Origin of the sequence: Clostridium sp. DL-VIII (assembly GCF_000230835.1) — a bacterium.
Lineage (GTDB): Bacteria > Bacillota > Clostridia > Clostridiales > Clostridiaceae > Clostridium.
The window spans coordinates 3,805,927-3,830,354 of sequence record NZ_CM001240.1 but is presented as its reverse complement, the minus strand read 5'-3'; the positions used below and the strand labels follow the sequence as shown (position 1 = coordinate 3,830,354).

Sequence of the window (24,428 nt, the reverse complement as noted above, 5' to 3'; positions counted from 1 at the left end):
TTTGAAAATAAGCACATGAAAATAAATAACCGGTCCAAAGCTGTCATGGATATTTTTCATCAGTTAAAGAGACAAGTTGCTATCATATCAGGTCTATTGGAGCAATTTGCTTATGTAGCATGATGGGAAATAGGAAAATAGGCTAGCAAATGGAAGCGTTATTTAGTTAGTTATGCCTAAGTTATACAGCCTTAAGAATTAGATTCTTTTGATTGTATAACTTATTTTTTGCACGAAAATAAATAATTATAATTTTTGAAAAGCTTGCAGCTATTAATAATTGTGGTAGACTAGACTGGTGGATATTTCTCCATTAAGATATAAGTAGAAGTTATATCTTAATGGAGAAATATCTACAAGCCTGTACTATAAATTTTAATTTTGAAAGAGAGATGGATTTTATGAATTTAGATATTAATAAAGAGTATGTTTTAAAAACAGCCAAGGAAATATTGGAATATGATAGCCCCACAGGCTTTTGCTTTGAGATAATGAACAAAATAAAGGATATTGCAGAAAAACTTGGATATGATTTTGAAACCAATAATAAGGGCTGCGGAATAATCACTGTAAAGGGTAAATCAGAAGATATGGTAGTAGGCTTATCTGCACATGTGGATACTCTAGGAACCATGGTTAGATCGATAACTTCTAATGGAAAATTGAAATTTACAGTACTTGGAGGGCCAATAGTTCCAACCTTAGATGGAGAATATTGCACCATTAGAACGAGAGAAGGGAAAAAATATACAGGTACATTTTTAAGCACAAGTCCAGCTGCACATGTATTTGATGACAGTTCAAGTAAAAAAAGAGATCCTAAGAATATGGAAATAAGAATTGATGAAAATGTTTGTTCAAAAGAAGATGTACAGAAATTAGGAATATGTCCTGGAGATTTCGTTTTTATAGACCCTAAGACTACAATCACAGATAATGGATTTATTAAATCTAGATTTATTGATGATAAAGGTAGTGTATCATGTCTTATAGGATTGTTAGAGTTATTTAGCAGGGAAAAAATAGTTCCTAAATACACAACTAAAATATTAATTTCTACTTATGAGGAAGTTGGTCATGGAGCATCTTATATACCAAGTGATATAACAGAGATGATTTCAGTTGATATGGGTTGCATTGGAGATGATTTAAGCTGTACGGAATACGATGTATCAATTTGTGCTAAAGATTCTGGTGGGCCATACGATTATAATATGGTAACAAGCTTAGTTAATTTAGCAAAAGAAAATGAATTAAAATACGCTGTAGATATTTATCCTTTTTATGGCTCAGATGTTGGAGCTGCATTAAAGGGTGGAAATAATATTCGTGGCGCATTAATAGGACCAGGAGTTAGCGCATCTCATGGTATGGAAAGAACTCACTATAGTGCTTTTGAAAATACAATTAAATTATTATATTTATATTTAACAATTTAAACATGAAATAGATAAGTTAATTATTAATATGAATTAAGTTATGATTAATTTATATAAATTTTATTATCATATTGCTAATTTAAATTATAAGTCTTTAGTTATATATTTAGATGTAATAGCAATTTATCATTGAAATTTATATAAAGTATAATAAGATATGAAAACTTAATGTAAATAAATAACTTAAGCAATCAAAAATTATTTTATATACATGTAATAAAAGAGTTTTAAAAGTTCAAACTATATATGGGATTAGCTTGTAGTTTTATGAAGAAGGATAGAAGTCAAGATGGAGAAAAAAATTAGAATAGTAAGTCCAGTATATCAGCAAATTGCAACAGATATTGCTTCAAAGATAGCAAGTGGATATTATGAAGTGGGAGAGAAAATATATGCACGTTCTGTATTAGCTAGTCAATATGGGGTTTCAGCAGAAACTGCTAGAAGAGCTATAGCTATATTAGCTGATATGGAAATTGTGGATGCTACTAAAGGAAGCGGCGTAATTATAAAGTCAACTGAGAATGCTATAAGGTTTATTAGGCAATATAATGATGTAAAGACAGTTAATGATTTAAGAAATGATATTTTAACAAACTTAGAACAACAAAAGAAAGAGAATGATTTATTAGAAAAGCAGATAATCGAATTGTTAGATAAAACTGATAGGTTTAAATCTATAAATCCATTTATACCATATGAAATTTATATAACAGATAAAACTCCATATTTAGAAAAAAATATAGCTGAAATCAACTTTTGGCATAATACAGCAGCAACAATTATATGTATAAAGAGAAATGGTTGTTTAGAAATGTCTCCTGGTCCATATGCAATTTTACGTGAAAATGATATTTTTTATTTTGTAGGAGATGAAAACTGTTATGAACGAGTAAATAAGTTTTTATATCCATAACATGATTATGTAATCAGATTTTTATAAGGATAATATATTAATCAATTTGTATTTATTGCAATGATTAATATGTTATCCTTTTATGTTTATTATAAGGAATATAGATGAAACTGGAAGTAATAAAAATTTAGATGTCATTATAATCGTGTAGTTGAGCAATAGGTGAATTTGACAAAAGTAACAACCTAATGATACAATTAAGTTGCTACTAGTACAGAATAAGTAACAACTTAATCATTAAATTAGGTTGCTTATTGGAAGGGGATGGAATTAAATGATAGAATTTAAAAACATACGAAAAGATTTTAAAAATAAGACTATACTTAAAGATATTACATTTAAGATAAATAAAGGAGAATTAGTTGCTATTATTGGGGCGAGTGGGTGTGGAAAGACTACGACTTTAAAAATGATAAATAGACTTATTAAGCCATCTTCAGGTCAGATTTTAATTAACGGTGAGGATATTGCATTAAAAGATGTAATAAAGTTAAGACGCAATATTGGCTATGTAATTCAACAAACAGGATTGTTTCCACATATGACAATTAGAGAAAATATTGAAATAATTCCTAGAGTTGAGAAGATCAATAAAGAAAGTATAAATAGAAGAACTATAGAACTTATGGAAATGATTGGGTTGGAAGGTGATAACTTTTTAAAGCGTTATCCGACAGAACTGAGTGGTGGACAGCAACAAAGAATTGGTGTCGCTAGAGCATTTGCTATAAATCCAGAAATAATTTTAATGGATGAACCGTTCAGTGCACTAGATCCAATTACTAGAACACAACTTCAAGAAGAGTTAACCGAGTTACAAAGTAAATTAAAGCGGACTATTGTGTTTGTAACTCATGATATGGATGAAGCGATAAAGATAGCGGATAAAATTTGTATAATGAATGAAGGAGAAATTATCCAATATGACACTCCAGAAAATATTCTAAAAAATCCTAAGAACGAATTTGTAAGTGAATTTATTGGGAAAAATAGAATATGGTCTTCGCCAGAATTCATAAGGGCTAAAGATATAATGATTGATCATCCGGTTACATGCTTTAAAAGTACTTCATTATTGAGCTGCATTGAAAAAATGAGAAGCTCTAAAGTTGACAGCCTAATGGTAATAGATAAAGAAAATTATTTATTAGGAATTGTAACGGCAAGGCAAATACAAAATAAAGAGGATAGAACCGTACTTGTAGAGGAAATAATGAATGATGAATTTATTAAAGTAAAACCAGAGGATTCAATTATAGATATTCTTGAATTAGTAAAAGAACATCAAATAGGACAAGTTCCGGTTCTTGATACTAAAGGTTTATTAAAAGGAATAATTACAAAAAGTAGTTTGGTAACAACTATGAGTAGTCAGTTTTTAGATACTGAGGAGGTGAAATAGAATGAATGAATTTTTAAGTTATGTATTTGGAGCAAAAGATCAAATAATGTCACTGCTATTTGAGCATATTAAACTTACAGCATTAGCTGTTGGTATAGCGATAATAATAGGGATGCCTCTAGGAATACTTATAAGCTATGTTAAAAAATTAAATAAACCGATTTTAGGAATAGCAAGTGTTGTACAAGCTATTCCGAGTATGGCATTACTTGGCTTTGCAATACCGTTTTTAGGAATAGGAACTACACCAGCAATTGTGATGGTAGTTTTATATTCATTATTACCAATTATAAAAAATACAACAACAGGAATTGACAATATCAATATAGAAATGTTAGAAGCTTCAAAGGGAATAGGTTTGACTAAATTTCAAGTTTTAGTTAAAGTTCAAATCCCATTGGCACTACCTGTAATTATGTCAGGAATAAGAATTTCAGCAGTTACAGCAGTTGGACTTATGACTATGGCAGCATTCATCGGTGGCGGTGGTCTAGGGTACCTGGTCTTTTCTGGTATAAGAACTGTTAACAATTATCAAATTTTAGCAGGAGCAATCCCAGCGTGTATATTAGCCTTATTAGTAGATGGGTTATTTAGCGTTGTTGAAAAACTTGTTACCCCTATTAGTTTGCAAAAAACTAATAATAAATCAAAAGTTTCAAAAATTAAGGCTAGAAAAATACAAAAGGCTATATTAGCTGTTACCGCATGTGTACTTGTTGGAATATTTGCGGTAACTGGAGTATCTCAAAAGCTTTCGAGTAAAAAAGTAATTACAATTGGTAGTAAAGATTTTACAGAACAAGAGATTCTGGGAAATATATTATCAGAACTTATTGAAAGAAATACGGATATTAAGGTAAATAGAAAATTTGCATTAGGTGGTACACAGGTTATATTTTCAGCATTACAAAAGGGTGATGTTGATATGTATGTAAGTTATAGTGGGACAGCTTATGGGGATGTGCTAAAATATCCACCAATATCAGATGTTGAAAAAGTTTATGATACAGTTAAAAAGGATTATAAAGATAAATTCAATATAGAAGTATTAAAACAGATGAACTTTAATAATACTTATACGCTGGCGGTTACTAAAGAAACAGCTGAAAAATATAATTTAGAAACAATAAGTGATCTTGCTAATGTAGCAAATCAGCTTACTGCAACTACAACCTTAGAGTTTCTTAACAGAGAAGATGGATTAATTGGACTTTCGAAGAAATATGGCTTTAATTTAAAAGATACTATTGGAATTGATGGAAGTCCAAGATACGCAGCATTAATTAATAAAGAAAGCGATGTTATAGATGCCTTTTCAACAGATGGATTATTAAAGAAATATGACTTAATTGTTTTAAAGGATGATGAACACTTTTTTCCTCCATATTATGCTATTCCAGTGATACGTGCTGAAACGTTAAAAAAATATCCAGAAATAGAACCACTGGTTGAGCAAGTAGGAAGTTTAATTAATGATGATGTGATGAGTGAATTGAATTATGAGGTAGATGAATTAAAAAAAGATCCTAAAGACGTTGCTTTAGAATTTCTACAGAATAATAAACTGATATAAAATTAGAAGTTATATCATATAATGAAAAATGATTTTACAGTATTCGAGTTATACATGTAAAATCATTTTTTATTATTATAACTATTTAGTAAAATTTATATATTACGATAAATATATGTATGAAATATTATAATTTTATTTTTTAGATAGAGCAACTTGCTTAGATTATGAAGAAAAAATTAAGAATTTTCATAAAGGGCCATAAATTGAGAAGTATTATTGTATAATTTTATAGTTGGTTAAATAATGTAAATTGACTTAAAATATTAGGTGTTACAATTATTTGAATTTAAATGTAGAAAATGGTATAATTTATACGCAAAAAGAAAAGGGGAGACGATTAGATGCGACGTAATAAGATAATAAACTTAGCAATTTTGGCTGCATTTTTATGTGTCACTAGTGTTCCAGTGATTGCTCAGGCACAAGATAGCAGAATTAATGGGGAAATAAGTGAACAAAGTAAAGTTAAAATTAATGATAATTGGCTTACGGAGGTAGTTGCTAAGCAGTTAAATAAAAATGTAAGATATCTTACAGAGCAGGATTTATTAAGTATAAAAAAGATTGACTTAAGATATCAGAAAATAGATAACACTATACCAGATGAGATTAAATTATTAAAAAATTTGGAGTATTTAGATTTAAATTATTGCAGGCTAAGTGGAAAAATTCCTGAGGAATTAGGAGATTTACCTATGTTATCTCACTTGGATTTAGGAGATAATAAGTTAGAAGAACTGCCTGAGAATATAAAACAAAAAATTGTTAAAAATAACTATAGTTATTGCGATGTTGAAGGAAATAAGTTTAAGTTAGATGAAGGCTGGTACTATTTAAAAGGTAAATTAACCTATTTAGATAGAAATGGCGAAAGATTTGCTTCAGGTGAACATAGAATAAGTGGAAAAACATATGAGTTTTCTGAAGATGGAAGTATAAGACAAGGATGGGAAAGTGATAAAGATGGCAATAAGTTATATTATGATATGGAAAATGGTCTTATAAAAGATAATTGGAAGCAGATAGCTGGAAAATGGTATTATTTTAATGAAAATGGATATATGGAAAAAGGATTACAAACTATAAAGGGTACTAAATACTATCTTGATGATAATGGAATAATGCTTACAGACTGGCAGCAGATAGACAATAAGTGGTATTGTTTTTCGGAATCAGGTGGTATGGAATATGGATGGATAACCTCTAATGGAAAGACATACTATTTGGATGCCAATACAGGTATAATGGCGTCTGGCGACACAGTCATAGGTGGACAAAAGTATAGATTTAACAGTGATGGATCGTTAATGACAAATGTATGGATTGACAATTATACTTATGTTCAACCTAATGGTCAAACTGTAAATACTTACTCTAATTATTCACATTCTAATACAGATTATCAGCTATTTAAATATATGACTAATGTAAATAATCAATTGAGTGTTGATAGTGCAGCAGTAGCATTACATGATGGGAATACAAGCAATAATTGTGTATATTTTGCTTCCGAAGCATTAAGAAGAGTTGGTGTAAATATTCCTCAAGCTACATGTAATACATATCAATTTGAAAACTTATTAAAAAGCTTAGGATTTGTATATAGCTATGATTTCTCACAAATTAAGCCAGGAGATATTGTGTTTACAAATAACTATTCTCATGTTTACATATTTATGTGCTGGGATAAAGATGGATATGCTTATATTGTAGATAATCAAAGGACAAGCTTTGGCAACCAAGTTCTTCATACAAGATTAGTGCTTCAAGATACTGCAACTACAGATAGAGCAACGCATTTCTTCTATTATCCATATTAATAATGTAGAGCTGTGATTTAAGCTTTAAATTAAAAACAAAAGTTTATTTTATGCTAGGACAAGCATAGATTAGTATATACTTTTATTATATAATTGTTAGAAAACCAATTGAAAGCATCCGTAATTAATAATTACTTATTAATTACGGATGCTTTTTCAATTATTATTGTAAATAAATTTTATTCATATATATTAATAAAAAATAGTATAAATAAAAGTGTGAAGACAATTTAAATAAATATGAAAAGGAGAATGTTAAATGAAAGTTCAAGTAGATATATTCTCAGGCTTTTTGGGCGCTGGAAAAACCATGCTTATTAAAAAGCTGCTAAGTGAAAAAGCTTATGGAAAAAATACAATAATTATAGAAAATGAATTTGGCGAAGTGGGTATAGATGGAGATGTCTTAAGAGAAAGTAACATTCAAGTAAAAGAAATTAATTCTGGGTGTATATGCTGTCAGGTATCTGGAAATTTTGGAGAAGCAGTGTTGGAAGTGATTGATAAATATTCTCCTAACAACATAATAATTGAGCCTTCAGGAGTTGCGAAATTAAGTGAAATATTAAAAATACTTAGTGAAGCAAGATTTGAATCTAAAATAGGGATTAGAAACATTTTTACTTTGATTGATATCAGAAATTATGATATGTATTTAAAGAATTTTAAGGAATTCTATGAAAATCAGATAAAAAAAGCTAACAAAATTGTTTTAAGTAGAAGTCAGTTAGTTGATGATAAAAGGATTAGAGAAACAATTGAATCTTTAAAAAAATATAATTCGAAGGCGGAAATAATATATAAGCCGTGGGAAAAAGTAAATGCTGAAGAATTTTTGAAGATAAATGATGTGAGGAAAGAATCAGAATTAGGATTTATAAAATCAGAATCGAAAAAGATTTTAAGAAGGGAAAGTGGACATAAGGCTAAAGAGGTTTTTGAAAGTTATCCAATAAATATTATAGAAAGAATTAGTGTAAAGGAGATAGAAAAAAAATTTGAGTTTATAGCAGGTAATGAGAAGTTTGGAAATGTGATAAGAGCAAAAGGATTTATAAAAGGAGAAGATGGAGTTTATTATCAATTTGACTATGTTCCAAATGAGTTTAAAAGTAGAGAAGTTAGATGGGCTGATAAAAATATTATATCAATAATTGGGAGTAAATTAGATAGAAAGAGATTATTTGAACTATTTAACTAGATTGATTATATAAGTTTCTCGTAATATTATACTTAATCAAAAAGATAAAGGGTGGTGAATTAATGAAAATACATATTGAGATTGTAACAGGTTTTTTAGGAGCAGGAAAAACTTCTTTTATTAATTCTTTTTTGAAGGAGAGCCAAGTGGAAGATGAAAAAGTTTTGGTTTTTCAATTGGAAGAGGGAGAAAGAAGTATTAAGCAATATAATGATTTAATAAAAGTAAAAACAATAAAAAATCTTAGTAATCTTAAAGAGGAAATGATTTTTCTGATTAAAGAATTCAATCCTAATAGAGTAATTGTTGAGTATAATGGCACTTATAATTTAAAAGAATTATTTGATATGTTAAATGAAAAAATTTATAGGGAATGTAGCAAAATCACTACAATATTTTTTGTTGCAGATGGCAGAAATTTGAAGCAATATATTGATAACATCGGAAGCTTCGTTGTTCCATTTATACAATATGCCAATATGATAGTTGTTAATAATATAGACAATTGCAATAAAAAAATATTGGAGGAAGGATTTAAAAAGATAAAAGAACTTAACTCAAAAGCATTTCTACTTAAAGTTAATAATAAGTATATTTTAAACTCGGTGCTTAGAGAATCTAAAATGATAGATAATGGCTATTTAAAAAGAGTAAAAATTAAAATAGCAAATTCTAAATTAAGTTTTTAATATGGAATATAAAAAAATGAGGAGGCAATAAAAAGAAATATGAATATTTCTAGAAGCAGAACTTTTACTTTTATGATTATGATTGCAGCAATATTATTATGGCATATTTATAAGAAGTATGGGATAAATTTGTATATAGAGGAAGTTGGAGATTTTGCAAGTATATTCACAAGTATTGTTCTTGAAGCAATGCCCTTTATTATTTTAGGCTCATTGGTGTCAGCAATAATTCAAACCTGTATATCAGAAGAATTAATAGCTCGGATAATACCAAAAACAAGCATCTCGGGATATTTTGGAGCAGCTTTAATAGGACTTATATTCCCCGTTTGTGAATGTGGGATTGTACCTGTAACAAGAAGACTTATGAAAAAGGGATTACCAGTTGGATTTGGAGTGACATTTATGCTTGCGGTGCCCATAATTAATCCTGTTGTAATAATGTCAACTTATTATGCATTTTATGATAAACAAGCTATGGTTATTCTTAGAATAACAGGAGGCTTTGCAGCTGCTATTTTAATAGGTATAATAGTAAACGCACTTGAAAAAGGTAAGCAATCATTAATTAGAGATTTCTTGGATAATGGAAATTATTGCAATTGCGGATGTGATAATTTGTATTCAGGTAATCAAAATAAATTACTTTCTATAATTGAACATGCAAATAGAGAATTTTTAGATATAATGGGATATCTAATTTTTGGCGCTTTTATTTCAAGTGTATTTCAAGTTGTTATAGCATATGGGAGAATTAATTTTATCTCTGATAATAAAATTTTCGGAATAATTGTTATGATGCTCTTAGGATTTTTTTTATCTTTATGTTCAGAAGCAGATGCATTTGTAGGGAGGAGCTTTTTAGGTAATTATTCATTTAGTGGGGTATTGGCTTTTTTAATTTTAGGGCCAATGCTTGATTTGAAAAATCTCATAATGATTCTTGGTGCCTTCAAAAAGAGTTTTGTTATTAAGTTTAGTGTGGTAACAGTGTGTATTGTATTTTTAATTTCATTTTTGTTTATGATGTGCGGAATATAAGATACAGATTATAATAATTAAATTCAAATACAAGAATGGAGGCAGAATAATAAATGAAAAGATTTAACTTTGATGAATTTTTATGGTTTATAGTTTTAATATTATTAGATGGATTTATTTTTGGCTTAATATTCACTAAAAAAATAAACTTTTATATAGGTAATAATATGATTAAGTATATCTATATAGCAATAGTAATGATAAGTGTTATTAGCATTTTTCAAATAAAAAATATATTTACATGCAAGGGAAGTAGCAAACTTAAAATTAAAGTGCTTCCAATTATAATAGCATTAATACTAGGAATTATATCTTTGGGTAATCTAAAGACATTCAAACATGCTGAATTAGGGAAGGAACTTACAGAAAATAATGTCGGCATAATGGATAGAGAATATCTATATAAACATGAATTTTCTTATGACAGTTTAAGCAAAAATGATATAGAAAAAATAAGTAGTAGTGTATATGAAAATATAAAAGTTGATGATAATAATCCTATGTTACTGGAGGATATTAGAGAAAATCCTGAGAAATATGTTGGGAAAAGGTTAGAAATTCACGGTTTTGTATGCAAGGAAAATTATTTGAATGAGAAGCAATTTATAATAGGAAAAATTGTAATGACATGCTGTGCAGCTGATTCAAAAATTATTGGAATAATAGGTGAGTATGATAAAGTTGACGATTTAAATGAAAATGACAATGTAAAAGTTATAGGTGTAATTGGTAGTTCAGCAGTAAAAGATGACAATAATATAATTCATAATATACCTGTTGTAAAAATAATAGAAATTCAAAAGGAGAATTTAGGTCACTAAAAAGCAACAATTTCCTGTGACCTAAATTACTTAATGTAATTAACTTATTTTGATGGATTATTTAAGATAATGTCTGCATATGAAATTTTCCCCTGGACTTGATTATCTGAAACTACGTTAATTTTATACGTATCAAATTTATTATCCCATTCCATACCAGCAGGTGAAAGATTATCAGGATCTCCAGCATTAATTCCGACTAAATTTAAAATATTTGCTCCATCAGCTGGAAATTTCATATCTGTTTTAGGTGTTATTTTGATTTCATTGCATTTTGAATTTAAATAAGTGACTTCAAAAGTATAATTGTCTTTTTCGTATGTAGACTTAGAATCATCTTCACTTACAGGCTTACCTAGAATTTTTTCTATATCAGCTTTACTTTTATCTTTAAAATCAGCGATTGTTGCAATTTGTTTTACCTCAACTGTTGGCTTATTATTTTCACCTACTATCTTAGAATCCTTAGAAGTATCTTTAGGTGATTGCTCTTCTGTCACCGACGGTTGTTTATTTGAATCTGATGGTGCTTTAGTTTTACCACAAGAAATTAGTGCTGTTGAACTAATAATTGCAATTAATAATAGACTAATAATCTTCTTTTTCATTATATTGTCCCTCCGATATGTTGTTTAAGATTACGATTACTACTCAATTAGGAAGAATAGTATCGCTTATTGAATAATTATAACAGTATTTTTTTTAGTAGCTGTTTATTTAAGAAAGTCGTAATAAAGATATAATATTTATTACAATAATTTTACGGATATCATACTAATAATCAATAAAGGATATATTCACCATGCAATGAATTATTAGTAAAGAAAAAATGTACAATAATAAATCAATTTTATTATCGTACATTAATAAATATATTATGCATCTTTTTTTAAAAAACTATATTGTGCTGAATATAGTTTGTGATAGTAGCCTTGATTTGCAAGGAGTTCATCGTGGGTTCCATCTTCGACTATTTTACCATGAGAGAGAACGAAAATTTTATCGCAATCACGTATAGTAGAAAGCCTATGCGCTATTACGATAGAAGTTCTTCCATCCATAAGTTTTTTAATACCAGCTTGAACTAATAACTCAGTTTCGGTATCAATATTTGCTGTTGCTTCATCTAAGATTAATATTCTAGGATCTGCAATTAATGCTCTTGCGAAAGCTATTAATTGTCTTTGTCCAAGAGAAAGCCTAGAACCTCTTTCATTTACCTCTGTATCATAGCCATCTTCAAGTTTTTCAATAAATTCATGAGCATTGACAGCTTTAGCAGCCTGAATTACTTCTGCGTCAGTAGCATTTAATTTTCCATAACGTATATTTTCCTTTATTGAAGTTGAAAACAAAAATGAATCCTGAAGCATTATACCCATCTGACTTCTTAAACTTTCAACAGTAACACCTTTTATATCAGTGCCATCAATCTTTACAGTACCAAAAGTGGGATCGTAAAATCTGCTTATTAAATTGGTTATTGTAGTTTTACCTGCACCTGTTTCTCCAACTAAAGCAATTTTTTCTCCTGCTTTTAAATTAAAGCAAGTATCTTTTAAGACAGCGATTTCTCCTTTAGCATAAGAGAAAGTAACGTGATCAAATTCAATATTTCCTTTAATTTTAGGCAGGATATTAGATGAAGCTGAATCTATCATATCACTTTTGGTATCTAGAATATCAAATATTCTTTCGCCAGCAGACATACTGGTTACAAAAGCATTATAAAATGAAGAGAGATTTATTATTGGCCTCCAAAGCATTTCCATATACATAAAAAACGCTATTAAAGTACCGAGAGTAAGGTTATCTCTTGAAGTTAATATAAATCCAGAGACGACCAATATTATAATGCTTATACCACGAAATAAATCTAGAAATGGCCAGAAAAAATCCTGAGTGTATACTGCTGTCATAAAACCATCAGCATGTTTACCTATATGGATATCAAATATTCCTTTAGTATATAGTTTTTTACTGAAACCTTGAATTACCTTCATACCTGATAAAGACTCATGAGTGTATCCAATTAAGGAAGATCTGTTTTCTCTAAAAAGTTTCCACTTATCATGAGCCTTGATTTCGATAAAAAACATAACAAAGGTTAAGAATGGTATTGTAATTAAGCAAATGGCACCAAGTGACATATTTAAAATAAGCATCATACAAACTACTAAAATAATAGTAAATATATTTGGAATTAAATTTACAATGCTATTATTTAATAGGTTTTGAAGTGCATTTACATCACCAACAACCCTAGAGATAATTTTCCCAACAGGCCTATTGTCAAAGAAATTAAAGCTTAAGGTTTGAATATGAGTGTATAGACTATGTCTTATATCAACCAATATCTGGTTAGTTATTTTAGACATAGAAGTTGTTCTTATTCTAGATAAAATCATAGATATTACATTAATAAATATTAGGGAAGTGCCTATATATAACAATCCTTTGATGTTTTTTTCTTTTACGAAAGTATCAATAGAGACTTTCATTAAATAAGGCGTTAAGGTATTGCAAGCCATGACAATAAGCAGAAGCAGTATAACAAAAGTAACTTTCAGCTTATAGGGTTTTACATAAGATAATAATCTTTTTATAATTTCTATTTTAGAAGATTCGTTTGTAATGTCATTCATATTAATTTGCCTCCAGTGCAAGGGTATCAAAATCTTGAAACTGATGGGAGTAAACATTATAATAATACCCTTTAATATTAATTAAACTGCCATGATTACCTTTTTCAACTATTTTACCATCTTTCATGAATAAAATAATATCAGCATCCTTTACGCCAGATATTCTATGTGCAATTATAAAGGTTGTAGTCTTTGTTTTATTATTTTTTAGATTTTGGAGCACCTTGAACTCAGTTTCCATGTCAAGAGCAGAAGTTGAATCATCAAGAATGAGAATTGGCGATTTTCTAATCATTGCCCTCGAGATAGATAATCTTTGTTTTTGGCCACCTGATAATCCAAGGCCTCTTTCACCTATAATAGTATCAAAACCTTCAGGCATTTCTTGAATAAAAGAATAAGCGCAACTGTCTTTAACTGCTTTTACTAATTCTTTTTCAGATTTATTACTGCCAAAATCAATATTATTTTTTATTGTATCAGAAAATAAAAATGTATCTTGAAAAACAATAGAAATATATGACCTTAAGGTTTCTAAGTTCCAATCTTTAACATTAACATTATCAACTAGTATTTCACCTTTGGTTACATCATAGTATCTTCCAATTAAAGAAATCAGGGTGCTTTTGCCACAGCCTGTGGTTCCCATTATAGCCACACTGCTGCCAGCAGGAATATTTAAATTTATATCATGTAATACTTCTAAATTATTATAAGAAAAGCTTACGTTTTTAAAAATAATATCTCCCTTAACTTTAGCTGGATTATAGCCATTTTCTTTGGAGACTATTCTTGATTTTCTATTTAATATATCTGATATTTTTTCCATAGAAGCTTTATTTTGAGAAAGTAGATTTATAAGAGAACCTAAATTTCTCACACACCAAGAAAGATTAAAAATATAACTAGTAAATGCAACTAAGCTTCCTAAACTTAAATTACCCTGAATACATAAATATCCCCCAAACATTATCATTAAAATTGGAGCTGCGTTTGTTAAAAATTCAATTACAGGACCATAGGTACCGACTATTTTAGCCTGCTCAACATTTAAATCGAAGAACTTTTTATTTACCTTTAAAAATTTTGATATTTCATATTTTTCACGTGCAAAAGCTTTTACTAGCCTAATTCCTGAGACATCCTGTTGAACAATAGAATTTATTTCAGCAGTTTGGTCACTGATCTTTGAATAAACAGTCCAAAACTTCTTGTCCATAATTGTTCCAATATAGGCTACTGGCAGTAATACGATTAAACATACGATTGTTAATGGAACATTTATGCTAAACATAATGATTGCAGATATTGAAAAAAGTATTATAGCTTCAATAAAAACTCTCATTCCAAAAGCTAAAGTATCCCAAACAATATCAACATCCTCAATTATTCTAGAAAGTAATTCACCAGTATTGTTGCTGTCAAAAAAGGAAAACTCAAAGGATTGAAATTTCAAATATAAATCTTGTCTGACCTTCTTGCAGACAATTAAGGCAAATTTATCAAATAGATATTCTTTTAAATAACCTAAAACACCTTGGGTTAGAGATAGTACAATTAGAATTATTATAAAAATAAATAAATCATCTTTCATATCTCCAAGTATTATATTATCTACAAATATCTTTTGGAGATAAGGATAAGTACTATCTACACAAATGCATCCTATCATTGCAGTAATTGGAATGATCAGAAATTTCCAATGCCTGCTAATGTAAGTTTTAAATAATGTCATAAAAATCCCCCTTTTATAAATATGAATTTTTTGAGCGCAAAAAAACACAGCCATTCAGAGCTGTGTTAAACGCAAAATAAAATATTGATAATAAAAAATAATATCAAATAATATGGATTTCACGAGGCTCCACAGATGAATAAATTAATATGTTTAATTTTACAATTTTATTAAATAATTTTATTATATTCATAGTTAAACCTCCTTTAATTTGTTATTTGAACATCATGTTGTAAATATACTATAAATTAACAGAAAAAACAAGAGAAAAATTAAATGTATAAATAATAAAAAGATTTCTATCCAAATTCTTAGATAGAAATCTTTTTTATTTAATTAATTATGAAATTTTGATTTGGAAGCTTTATTACTATAAGAATTACTTTTAACTTTAGCTGAATTTTGATCAGGTGTATAAGAATAATCTTCTAATATACCACCAAAGACCTTCTTTTGCTCAAATTGTATATTAAATTCTTTTTCGTACTTCTTAATTATATTAAGTTGTTTTGTCGTAGCTAAACATATAGAAGTACCATGAGCGTTTCCTCTAGCAGTTCTACCTGATCTATGTAGATATTCATTTAATTTTAATGGTAAATCTAAGTGGAATACATGGGTTACACCCTCAACATCAAGACCTCTTGCGGTAACATCCGATGAAACTAATATTTTAATTTTTCCATTTCTAAAACTTTCTATTGCAAGTTTTCTATCTTCTTTAGAGATCTTACCGGTCATAGCAAAGCAATCCTTACTATGATAGTTTAATTTTACTGTTGTGAGCTCAATATCATCATTATCATTAACAAAAATAATTGCCTTCTCAGGATTAACAGCTACAAGAAGCTTTCTTAAGGTCTCAAATTTATCACGTCTTTCACATACAATAAATATATGCTTAATATTAGGGTTTATAGAAGGCTTGCTTTCAGTTTTTAAAATAATTGGATCTTTCATTAAAGATTTAGCAGTTTCTAAAGTTTCAGGCTTTATAGAAGCAGAAAATACCATAAGCTGTCTATCTTTCATAGTTGTTTTTATTATATTTTTAGTTATAGCATCTCTTTTAGGATCTAATAAATTATCTCCTTCATCTATAACAATAGTTTTAATAGTATGAGCAGTTATCTTCTTTTTTTGTATGAGATCAAGGATTCTTCCAGTAGATCCAACAATTATATGTGGCTTAATATCTTTTAATTTTTTTATCTGATTGTTTATATTAACATCTCCAATAATTGATAAAGATGTTAGAGGAACACCAGAGTTTTCAGCCAAAAGTTTGATTTGGTCTTCTATCTGTATTGCTAACTCGTGGGTTGGAGCCAAAATTATTCCCTGCATTTCTCTTTTAGTAGTGTCTATTTTATGAAAAAGTGGTATAAGGTATGCTAAGGTTTTCCCGCTTCCAGTAAATGCTTCACCAATTACATCCTTATTTTCAAGAGCTGGCATGATAGCTGAAGCTTGAATAGGTGTTGGAATAGTTATTCCCTGTTTTTTAAGACCTTCTATTATATTTGAATTTAAATTTAAATCAGTAAATGAAGTACTCATTAATTTCTCCTTTATAATTCGATTTTGTTTATAATAAAATGCATAAACTGTGCTTATGACAATCTGATATAAATCCAATAAAAACAGCCATTTAAAAATTTAAGTGGACTATATCTACGCATAATCAATTAATTATATCCTTATTGTCTTTATTTTTCTAGTTATATATTTTTATTCTTTTTCTTAAGAGTATGTTTTAAAAATAGAGAAGAATGGTATAATAAGAAAGATTTATATAGATGAGGAGAATTTTAAGTAATGAATAGTGAATTTAGTGAGTTCAAAATAGGAGAAGAACTTTTGAAATCAATTGAAGGTCTTGGATATAAAAAGCCATCAGAAGTTCAAGAGAAAGTTATACCGGAGATTCTATTAAATAAAGATGTTATAGTTAAATCTCAGACAGGAAGCGGAAAGACAGCAGCTTTTGCTATTCCATTATGTGAAAAGATAGATTGGGATGAAAACAGCCCACAAGCATTGATTCTAACTCCAACCAGAGAGCTTGCTATTCAAGTAAATGAAGATATATCTAATATAGGAAGATTTAAAAGAATAAAAGCTGTTGCTGTATTTGGTAAGGCACCAATATCAGAACAGGAAAGAAAATTAAAACAAAAGACTCATATTGTAGTCGGAACTCCAGGAAGAATTTTAGATCATATAGATAGAGGAAGTTTAAATGTAGAAAAGATTAAATACTTTGTTATCGATGAAGCAGATGAAATGCTAAATATGGGGTTTATAGGGCAAGTTGAAGGAATCATTAGAAGAATTCCAAAGAAAAAGGTCACTATGTTATTTTCAGCCACAATTCCAGAGGAAATAAAAGATTTGTGTGAAAAACATATGAGCAGGCCAGTGGATATAAGCATTAAAAGTCAAAAACTTATTACAACTAATATTGAACACAATTTGTACTATGTTGAGTATGGAAAAAAGTTAGAAGCATTAGATAAAATATTAATATATGAAAAGCCTGAGACTGCAGTGATATTTGCTAAAACTAAAGAAAATGTAGATAAAGTTTTTGAATATTTAAATTTAAAAGGATATTCAACGAATAAAATTCATGGTGGTATGCTGCAAAAAGATAGATTAAATACAATGGAAAACTTTAGACGTGGAGATTTTAGATTACTTGTTGCAACAGATTTGGCTTCAAGGGGAATTGATATTGAAGGAATTACTCATGTTATAAACTTTGATCTTCCAGTAGAAAAAGAAGCTTATGTACATAGAATAGGAAGAACAGGAAGAGCTGGAGCAAAGGGAAAAGCCATAAGTTTATGCATTGAAGGTAAGGATAGATTATTAAGTGATATAGAAGAATTTATTGGCTTTAAAATTCCAGTCTATGACTTATCTGAGTATGATAAAATAAAAATTGATGAAGGAATAGAACTGCTTAAAAGTAAACCTAAGAGGAAAAGAGAAAAAGCTAAAATTATAAATACTAATATAACTAAGATCTATTTAAGTGGTGGAAAGAAAAAGAAAATTCGTCCAGGTGATATTGTCGGCGCTATTTGTAACATAGAAGGGCTAAGTGCAGATGATATCGGAATTATTGATGTACAGGAATCTGTATCTTATGTAGATATATTAAATGGAAAAGGTAATAAAGTTATTAAGGAATTAAAAAATATGACTATTAAAGGTAAAAAAATAAACGTTCAAAAGGCTAATAAATAAGGTGTTTATTAATACTTATACAAGTAAAATAAATATAAGTTTAAGGCATAAAAAATAATATGCTTTTGGAGATGAATCATTTCAGACTGTTGAATTAAATTTCATTAAAGTGTATTATAAGTTTTGGAAAGATAAGTTATAAATAACAGTAAAATTAGAATGAAGTAACAATTTGTTATACAAATTTGCAATAATAAAGGTTGCGAAATCTAATTTTAACATGCAGTTTATAGGTGGAACATTTAAATTCAGATTATTGTATTATAGTAATAGAATAATAGGTTTTGAATATGAAAATATGATAATTTAAAGAGGTGTATTACAAGAATGATTTTAGACAGAAATTCAAAATGTTGGTGTGGTAGTGGTTTGAAATATAAAAAATGCCATTTAGAATTTGATGAAAAAATAGAAAGTTATAGACGCAAAGGGCATATAGTACCGCCTAGAGATGTAATAAAGAGCCCTAAAGATATAGAAGGTATTAAAAAAAGCTGTAAAGTTAATGATGGTGTCTTAGATTTAGTGGCAAGTAAAATTAAAGCGGGCATGAGCACAGCAGAAATAGATAAAATAGTATATGATTATACAATTCAAAATGGCGCAATTCCGGCACCTTTAAATTTTGAAGGATTTCCAAAGAGTGTGTGTACATCAATTAATAATGAGGTGTGCCATGGGATTCCAGATGAAAGCATTATATTAAAAGACGGAGACATAATTAATGTTGATGTATCTACAATTTTAGATGGATATTATTCTGATGCATCTAGAATGTTTATGATTGGTGACGTTAGTGAAGAGGCAAAAAGATTGGTAACAGTGGCTAAAGAATGCATGATTAAGGGAATTGAGGCAATAAAGCCATGGGGATTTCTTGGTGATATTGGTTATGCCTGTGCTGAACATGCTCATAAAAACGGTTATACAATAGTTAGAGCTTTAGGAGGACATGGAGTTGGAAATCAATTTCATGAGGAACCATTTGTTCCACATGTGGGGGAAAAAGGAACTGGAATGCTGCTTGTACCAGGAATGGTCCTTACTGTAGAGCCAATGGTTAATCAAGGTGTTTATGATGTATATGTTGATGAAGAAAATGAATGGACAATTTATACAGATGATGATAAGCTATCAGCACAATGGGAACATACAGTACTGATCACTGAAGATGGTGTAGAAATTTTAGCTAAGTAGAGTTTAAATTACATTTACTATATTAGAAAATAGGATTGATAAATAATAATTAACTATCAATCCTATTTTCATTCAAAAAAGCAAAATTAATTTTTAGTGATGATTAAAGTTTGCATAATTGCGTCTATAATTAAAGATAATGTAAAACTTATAAATTTAGGTACATATAATTTTAATTGTTATAATATCTCACGTACCTTATGAAGCAATCTATTTAAGGAGTAATACGTTTATGAATAACTTAGCATATGAAGTTCTAGAAAAATATTATGGTTATAAGAACTTTAGAAAAGGTCAGGAAGTAATAATTGATAAAATAATTAAAGGAGAAGATGTACTTGCTATAATGCCAACAGGTGGTGGTAAGTCTATTTGTTACCAGATACCGGCACTTATTCTAGAAGGAATAACAATAGTAATATCTCCTCTCATATCTCTTATGAAGGATCAGGTAGATACTTTAAAAGAGATGGGAATTAAAGGGGCATTAATTAACAGTACTTTAAGTGCTGTAGAAGAAAATGAAGTGATTAAAAGTCTTGAAAATGGAGATATTAAAATTCTATATATAGCACCTGAAAGATTAGAATCTTTTGAGTTTTTAAATATTATTTCGAGATGTAATATTTCTCAGGTAGCTGTAGATGAAGCTCATTGTATTTCACAATGGGGACACGATTTTAGAAGTAGTTATAGAAAAATATCTCATTTTATCAGTTTGCTGAGTAATAGGCCTATAGTAACAGCTTTTACTGCAACTGCATCACAAGAAGTAAGGGAAGATATAATAAGTCTTCTTAGATTAAAAGCTCCTAATGTATTCATAACTGGTTTTGATAGAGAAAATTTAACTATAAATGTAATTAAAAGTGGGAGTAAGAAAGAGTATTTACAAAGTTATATTGAGAATAATAAAGAAGTTTCAGGAATTATATATGCTGCTACAAGAAAAGAAGTTGATAATTTATATGAAATTTTAAACTCTAAAGGCTATAATGTCACTTCATACCATGCAGGATTATCAGAAAAAATAAGAAAAGAAAATCAAGAGAACTTTATTTATGATAAAGCAAACATAATGGTTGCAACCAATGCTTTTGGGATGGGGATTGATAAGCCTAATATTAGGTATGTAGTTCATTATAATATGCCTAGAAATATAGAAAGTTATTATCAGGAAATTGGAAGAGCAGGAAGAGATGGAGAACAAAGTGAGTGCACACTATTGTTTTCACCTCAAGATGTTCAAGTTCAAAAGTATTTAATTGAAAATTCCATAGAAGATTTTGAAAGAAAAAATAATCAATATAGAAAACTTCAGCAAATGATGGATTTTGTGTATAGCAATGATTGTTATAGAAAATATATTTTAGAGTACTTTGGAGAAACATATGATAGACAATGTGATAAATGCAGTAATTGTTTGAGTGAAGGCGAACTTGTTGATAAGACTGTAGAAGCACAGAAGGTACTTTCTTGTATATATAGGATGAAACACAAATTTGGAATTGGAATGCTTGTTGACGTGCTTAGAGGTTCTAAGAATAAAAAGGTTTTACAATTTCACTTTGATGAACTTTCAACTTATGGATTAATGAAGGAATATTCAACTGAAGAACTTAAAACTTTTATTAACACATTGATTTCACATGGATTTATAAATGTTATTGAAGGAACATATCCAGTGTTAAGTTTAAATGAAAGATCTAGAAATGTTTTGACATCCAAGGAAAAAGTAGAACTAAAAGAATTTAAAGTAGAAAAGAAAGTCAGAGAAGATAATGAATTATTTGAAACTCTTAGGGCAATAAGACAAGAATTAGCCAGGGAAAATGGGGTTCCACCATATATTGTGTTTGGGGATGTTACTTTAAAAGAAATGGCTATAAATTACCCAGTAACGAGAGAGAAGATGCTTAAAATTTCAGGTGTAGGTGAAGTTAAGTATAATAAATATGGAAAAGCCTTTGAAGATGCCATAATAAAATTTATAGAAGAACATAATATAGAAGTACCTGAGCAGAAAGAAACTGATGTAAACTCTGACTTAAAAGGCAAAGAAGATCTTAAGCTTGAAGTAACAACAGATTTAGAATTATATAATATTTTGAATAATATAAGAAAAGAACTTGCGAAGAAAGAGAATGTATTACCTCAAGCTATTCTAACAATGAATACATTAAAAGAAATAAGTGGAAGATACCCGGACACATTAGAAAAACTAAAGGATATAAGTGGAATGGGACCTAAGAAAATAAGTGAATATGGTGAAAGACTTATAAGAGCAGTAAATGAATATTTATTAGAAAATAATAAAGAAATTCATTGGGTAGAGAGAAAAAGAAGAAAAGTCATATTAGATGGGGAAACAAGAGAAAGTAATCAAATAGCTATAGATATGCTTAAAGAAAAGATAAGTATTCATGACGTATCAGAAAAGATAGAGCTTTCAATTTCAACTATTCTGGGATACGTAACTGATTATATAAAAGAATATGGTGAAAATATTTTTACCATTGATTTAGATGAATTTTATAATAAAGAAGATGAAGCATTGATTATAAATGCTTGTGAGAAAAACGGATATGACAAAATAAATATTATAAAAAGAGAACTACCTTCATATATAAAATATGAGAGTATACGGTCAGTAATTTTAAAAAAGTATTTTATATAGAAAGGTTAAATTTCATAAAGAACTCATGAAAAGCCGCAAAACCTAAGAATATTAATAACTTTTATAAATATATTTAATAGTGAAATAAAAGTTTAATATTAAGAGGTGTATTAGGGTGGATCCATATGAAGCTTTAGGAATAGAAAGAACCGCTTCTGAAGAAGAGATAAAAAGTAAATTCAAAGAAGTTATTGAAGAATATGCTCACAATCAAGATAATACGTCAGAACAAAAAATTCAAACACTTAGAACAGCGTATGATTTAATTATTAATGAGGAACTATATAAAGAAATCAGAGCATTGATTGATAGTAATAATTTTTTAGATGCAGAAACAAAATTAAATATATTAAATAATACTAATTCTGCAGAATGGAATTACCTTAAAGGGTTTGTACTAGTTCAAAAAGGCTGGTATGAAAGTGGATTGAATTATTTGACAAAAGCTACACAATTGGAGCCAGATAATATTGAATATTTGAGTGGATTAAATAAATTACAGACAAGGTTTATTGATTATATCAAAAAATATTCTCAAAAAAATGTACAGCCTAATTCCAACAATGTGAATGCTTGCGGTGGAAACAATAATGGTAGTAGTGGAGGAACATGTTAAAAGAGTTACGAGTGACGAATGGCAAGTAATAAATCAAATTTTGGAATAGTTTATCTAGAATGATTTATAAAGAATTTGATTGATATAATAAAAGAATTATGCTATACTAAAAAAGCAGTTGGTACGTAAAGTGCTAATGTGGAGCTTAGAGTGTCCTTCGCCGGTCTCTAAGCTCCTTTTGTTATATTCATAGTTATAAAATTCTGGATAATCAATTAAAAAATACGATATATCTTCAGATAAAGATATTCATATTAATCATATTATAAATCTAATATGGAATATAATTGTGATATGTGAAAATTTATCATTTTAATTAAAAATAAGCTAATACATGATATAATATTAAATAGAAGTTTTTATAGTTAAATATTATAATTAAAATATATATATTGCAATTAGTTTTATGCATTTTACATCTAGATATTTACTTAGCCTATAAGCCTTCCAAATGTAAATTTATTATTGCAACATATATATTTTAAATAAGGTTTGAAAATATATGGATTTTATAATTTATAAATTATTTATAAGACTAAGGTGAATATAGTTATTTGCAAGGTTTAATTTTATGGACAAACTAAATATTCTAATTGTTCATTTATATTAAATAAAGTTGTTAAATTTAGACTATATAATAAAGTCTTTCTTTTATTCAATAAAAAGTACCAAAAAATATAATTTATATTGTATATATTAATGACCGGAGAAGGGAGCGTAGATATGCTCGAATGTGTTTTAGTAGATTTAAATGTTGATAAGAACACAGATGTAAATGAACTTATTAAAAAGCATATGCCTTTTATAATAAAAAGCATTTCGGATGTTACAGGAAGATATGTATCATGTGAAAATGATGAGGAATTAAGTGTTGGTCTGCTTGGTTTCCACGAGGCAATTGAAAGATATGATAATGAGAAGGGACATTTTCTATCTTATGCAAAGCTCGTTATAGGAAGTAGAATCAAGAATTATTTAAAGGGTGAAAATAGACATCAGCATTCATCGTTAGATGAATTAGTGGATAAGGGTTTAGACATTAAAGATGAATATTTTGAACCTAAAGAGGATAATAGTATCCTTATAGAAGAGATCAATAAACTAAAAACTGAAATAAGTTCATTTGGATTTACGTTTGAAGACTTAGTTAATGAAGCTCCTAAGCAACAAGCAACGAGGAAAAATGCAATTATCTTATCAGAAGAGATAAGTAAGGAAGAAGAATTTACTTCTTTTATGTATCTAAAAAAACGATTGCCAATAAAGAGAATCGTTCTGAAATTTTCTGTAACAGAAAAGGTAATAAAAAGAAGTAAGAAATTTATAATTTCTGTAGTAATAATAATTGATAAAAGACTCAATGCTTTAAGGAATTGGATAAGGAAGTAGGTGAAA

At 28.5% G+C, this 24,428-nt stretch carries 18 protein-coding genes; 14 read left to right on the top strand and 4 right to left on the bottom strand.

Annotated features, from left to right (window positions below):
* Window positions 1-401 precede the first annotated feature (401 nt).
* The 9 genes from CDLVIII_RS17680 (at window position 402) to CDLVIII_RS17640 (ending at window position 10,908) form a co-directional block, all read left to right on the top strand.
* A complete protein-coding gene (locus CDLVIII_RS17680) occupies window positions 402-1,439 on the top strand; it encodes a M42 family metallopeptidase (protein WP_035302407.1) in 1,038 nt (345 codons plus the stop codon).
* A gap of 289 nt (window positions 1,440-1,728) precedes the next feature.
* The gene (locus tag CDLVIII_RS17675) at window positions 1,729-2,355 is read left to right on the top strand and encodes a GntR family transcriptional regulator (RefSeq protein ID WP_009170825.1); all 627 of its coding nucleotides are present in this window, start codon (window positions 1,729-1,731) and stop codon (window positions 2,353-2,355) included.
* 274 nt (window positions 2,356-2,629) lie between these two features.
* Window positions 2,630-3,757: an ABC transporter ATP-binding protein gene (locus CDLVIII_RS17670; RefSeq protein ID WP_009170824.1), complete on the top strand. Its 1,128-nt coding sequence runs from the start codon at window positions 2,630-2,632 to the stop codon at window positions 3,755-3,757.
* A gap of 1 nt (window position 3,758) precedes the next feature.
* On the top strand, window positions 3,759-5,333 hold the full coding sequence (locus tag CDLVIII_RS17665) for a glycine betaine ABC transporter substrate-binding protein (protein WP_009170823.1): 1,575 nt from the start codon (window positions 3,759-3,761) through the stop codon (window positions 5,331-5,333).
* Between the two features lie 344 nt (window positions 5,334-5,677).
* A complete protein-coding gene (locus CDLVIII_RS17660; RefSeq protein WP_009170822.1) occupies window positions 5,678-7,156 on the top strand; it encodes a cell wall-binding protein in 1,479 nt (492 codons plus the stop codon).
* 259 nt (window positions 7,157-7,415) lie between these two features.
* The gene (locus CDLVIII_RS17655; RefSeq protein ID WP_009170821.1) at window positions 7,416-8,357 is read left to right on the top strand and encodes a GTP-binding protein; all 942 of its coding nucleotides are present in this window, start codon (window positions 7,416-7,418) and stop codon (window positions 8,355-8,357) included.
* Window positions 8,358-8,419: 62 nt separating this feature from the next.
* Window positions 8,420-9,046, top strand: a complete 627-nt coding sequence (locus CDLVIII_RS17650) for a GTP-binding protein (protein ID WP_009170820.1) — start codon at window positions 8,420-8,422, stop codon at window positions 9,044-9,046.
* Between the two features lie 39 nt (window positions 9,047-9,085).
* Window positions 9,086-10,087, top strand: coding sequence for a permease (locus tag CDLVIII_RS17645; RefSeq protein ID WP_009170819.1), 1,002 nt, complete (start codon window positions 9,086-9,088; stop codon window positions 10,085-10,087).
* 53 nt (window positions 10,088-10,140) lie between these two features.
* Complete coding sequence (locus CDLVIII_RS17640) at window positions 10,141-10,908, top strand: membrane protein (RefSeq protein ID WP_009170818.1); 768 nt, start codon at window positions 10,141-10,143, stop codon at window positions 10,906-10,908.
* A gap of 44 nt (window positions 10,909-10,952) precedes the next feature.
* Here the strand turns inward: CDLVIII_RS17640 and CDLVIII_RS17635 are convergent, their stop codons facing one another.
* The 4 genes from CDLVIII_RS17635 to CDLVIII_RS17620 all read right to left on the bottom strand — a co-directional run bounded on the left by CDLVIII_RS17635 (window position 10,953) and on the right by CDLVIII_RS17620 (window position 16,848).
* Entirely contained in the window at window positions 10,953-11,516 is a 564-nt protein-coding gene (locus tag CDLVIII_RS17635) for a hypothetical protein (RefSeq protein ID WP_009170817.1), read from the bottom strand.
* Window positions 11,517-11,783: 267 nt separating this feature from the next.
* Window positions 11,784-13,553, bottom strand: a complete 1,770-nt coding sequence (locus CDLVIII_RS17630) for an ABC transporter ATP-binding protein (protein WP_009170816.1) — start codon at window positions 13,551-13,553, stop codon at window positions 11,784-11,786.
* Between the two features lies 1 nt (window position 13,554).
* Window positions 13,555-15,288: an ABC transporter ATP-binding protein gene (locus CDLVIII_RS17625; RefSeq protein ID WP_009170815.1), complete on the bottom strand. Its 1,734-nt coding sequence runs from the start codon at window positions 15,286-15,288 to the stop codon at window positions 13,555-13,557.
* A gap of 336 nt (window positions 15,289-15,624) precedes the next feature.
* Window positions 15,625-16,848, bottom strand: coding sequence for a DEAD/DEAH box helicase (locus CDLVIII_RS17620; protein WP_009170814.1), 1,224 nt, complete (start codon window positions 16,846-16,848; stop codon window positions 15,625-15,627).
* 258 nt (window positions 16,849-17,106) lie between these two features.
* Here CDLVIII_RS17620 and CDLVIII_RS17615 point away from each other — a divergent pair, with 258 nt between their 5' ends.
* From CDLVIII_RS17615 to sigI, 5 genes are all read left to right on the top strand, one after another.
* Window positions 17,107-18,543: a DEAD/DEAH box helicase gene (locus CDLVIII_RS17615; RefSeq protein ID WP_009170813.1), complete on the top strand. Its 1,437-nt coding sequence runs from the start codon at window positions 17,107-17,109 to the stop codon at window positions 18,541-18,543.
* Between the two features lie 327 nt (window positions 18,544-18,870).
* Window positions 18,871-19,740: a methionyl aminopeptidase gene (locus CDLVIII_RS17610; RefSeq protein ID WP_009170812.1), complete on the top strand. Its 870-nt coding sequence runs from the start codon at window positions 18,871-18,873 to the stop codon at window positions 19,738-19,740.
* A 232-nt stretch (window positions 19,741-19,972) separates the two neighbouring features.
* The gene (gene recQ, locus CDLVIII_RS17605; RefSeq protein ID WP_009170811.1) at window positions 19,973-22,417 is read left to right on the top strand and encodes a DNA helicase RecQ; all 2,445 of its coding nucleotides are present in this window, start codon (window positions 19,973-19,975) and stop codon (window positions 22,415-22,417) included.
* A 115-nt stretch (window positions 22,418-22,532) separates the two neighbouring features.
* On the top strand, window positions 22,533-23,033 hold the full coding sequence (locus tag CDLVIII_RS17600) for a DnaJ domain-containing protein (protein ID WP_009170810.1): 501 nt from the start codon (window positions 22,533-22,535) through the stop codon (window positions 23,031-23,033).
* Between the two features lie 723 nt (window positions 23,034-23,756).
* Complete coding sequence (sigI, locus tag CDLVIII_RS17595; RefSeq protein WP_009170809.1) at window positions 23,757-24,422, top strand: RNA polymerase sigma factor SigI; 666 nt, start codon at window positions 23,757-23,759, stop codon at window positions 24,420-24,422.
* Window positions 24,423-24,428 lie beyond the last annotated feature (6 nt).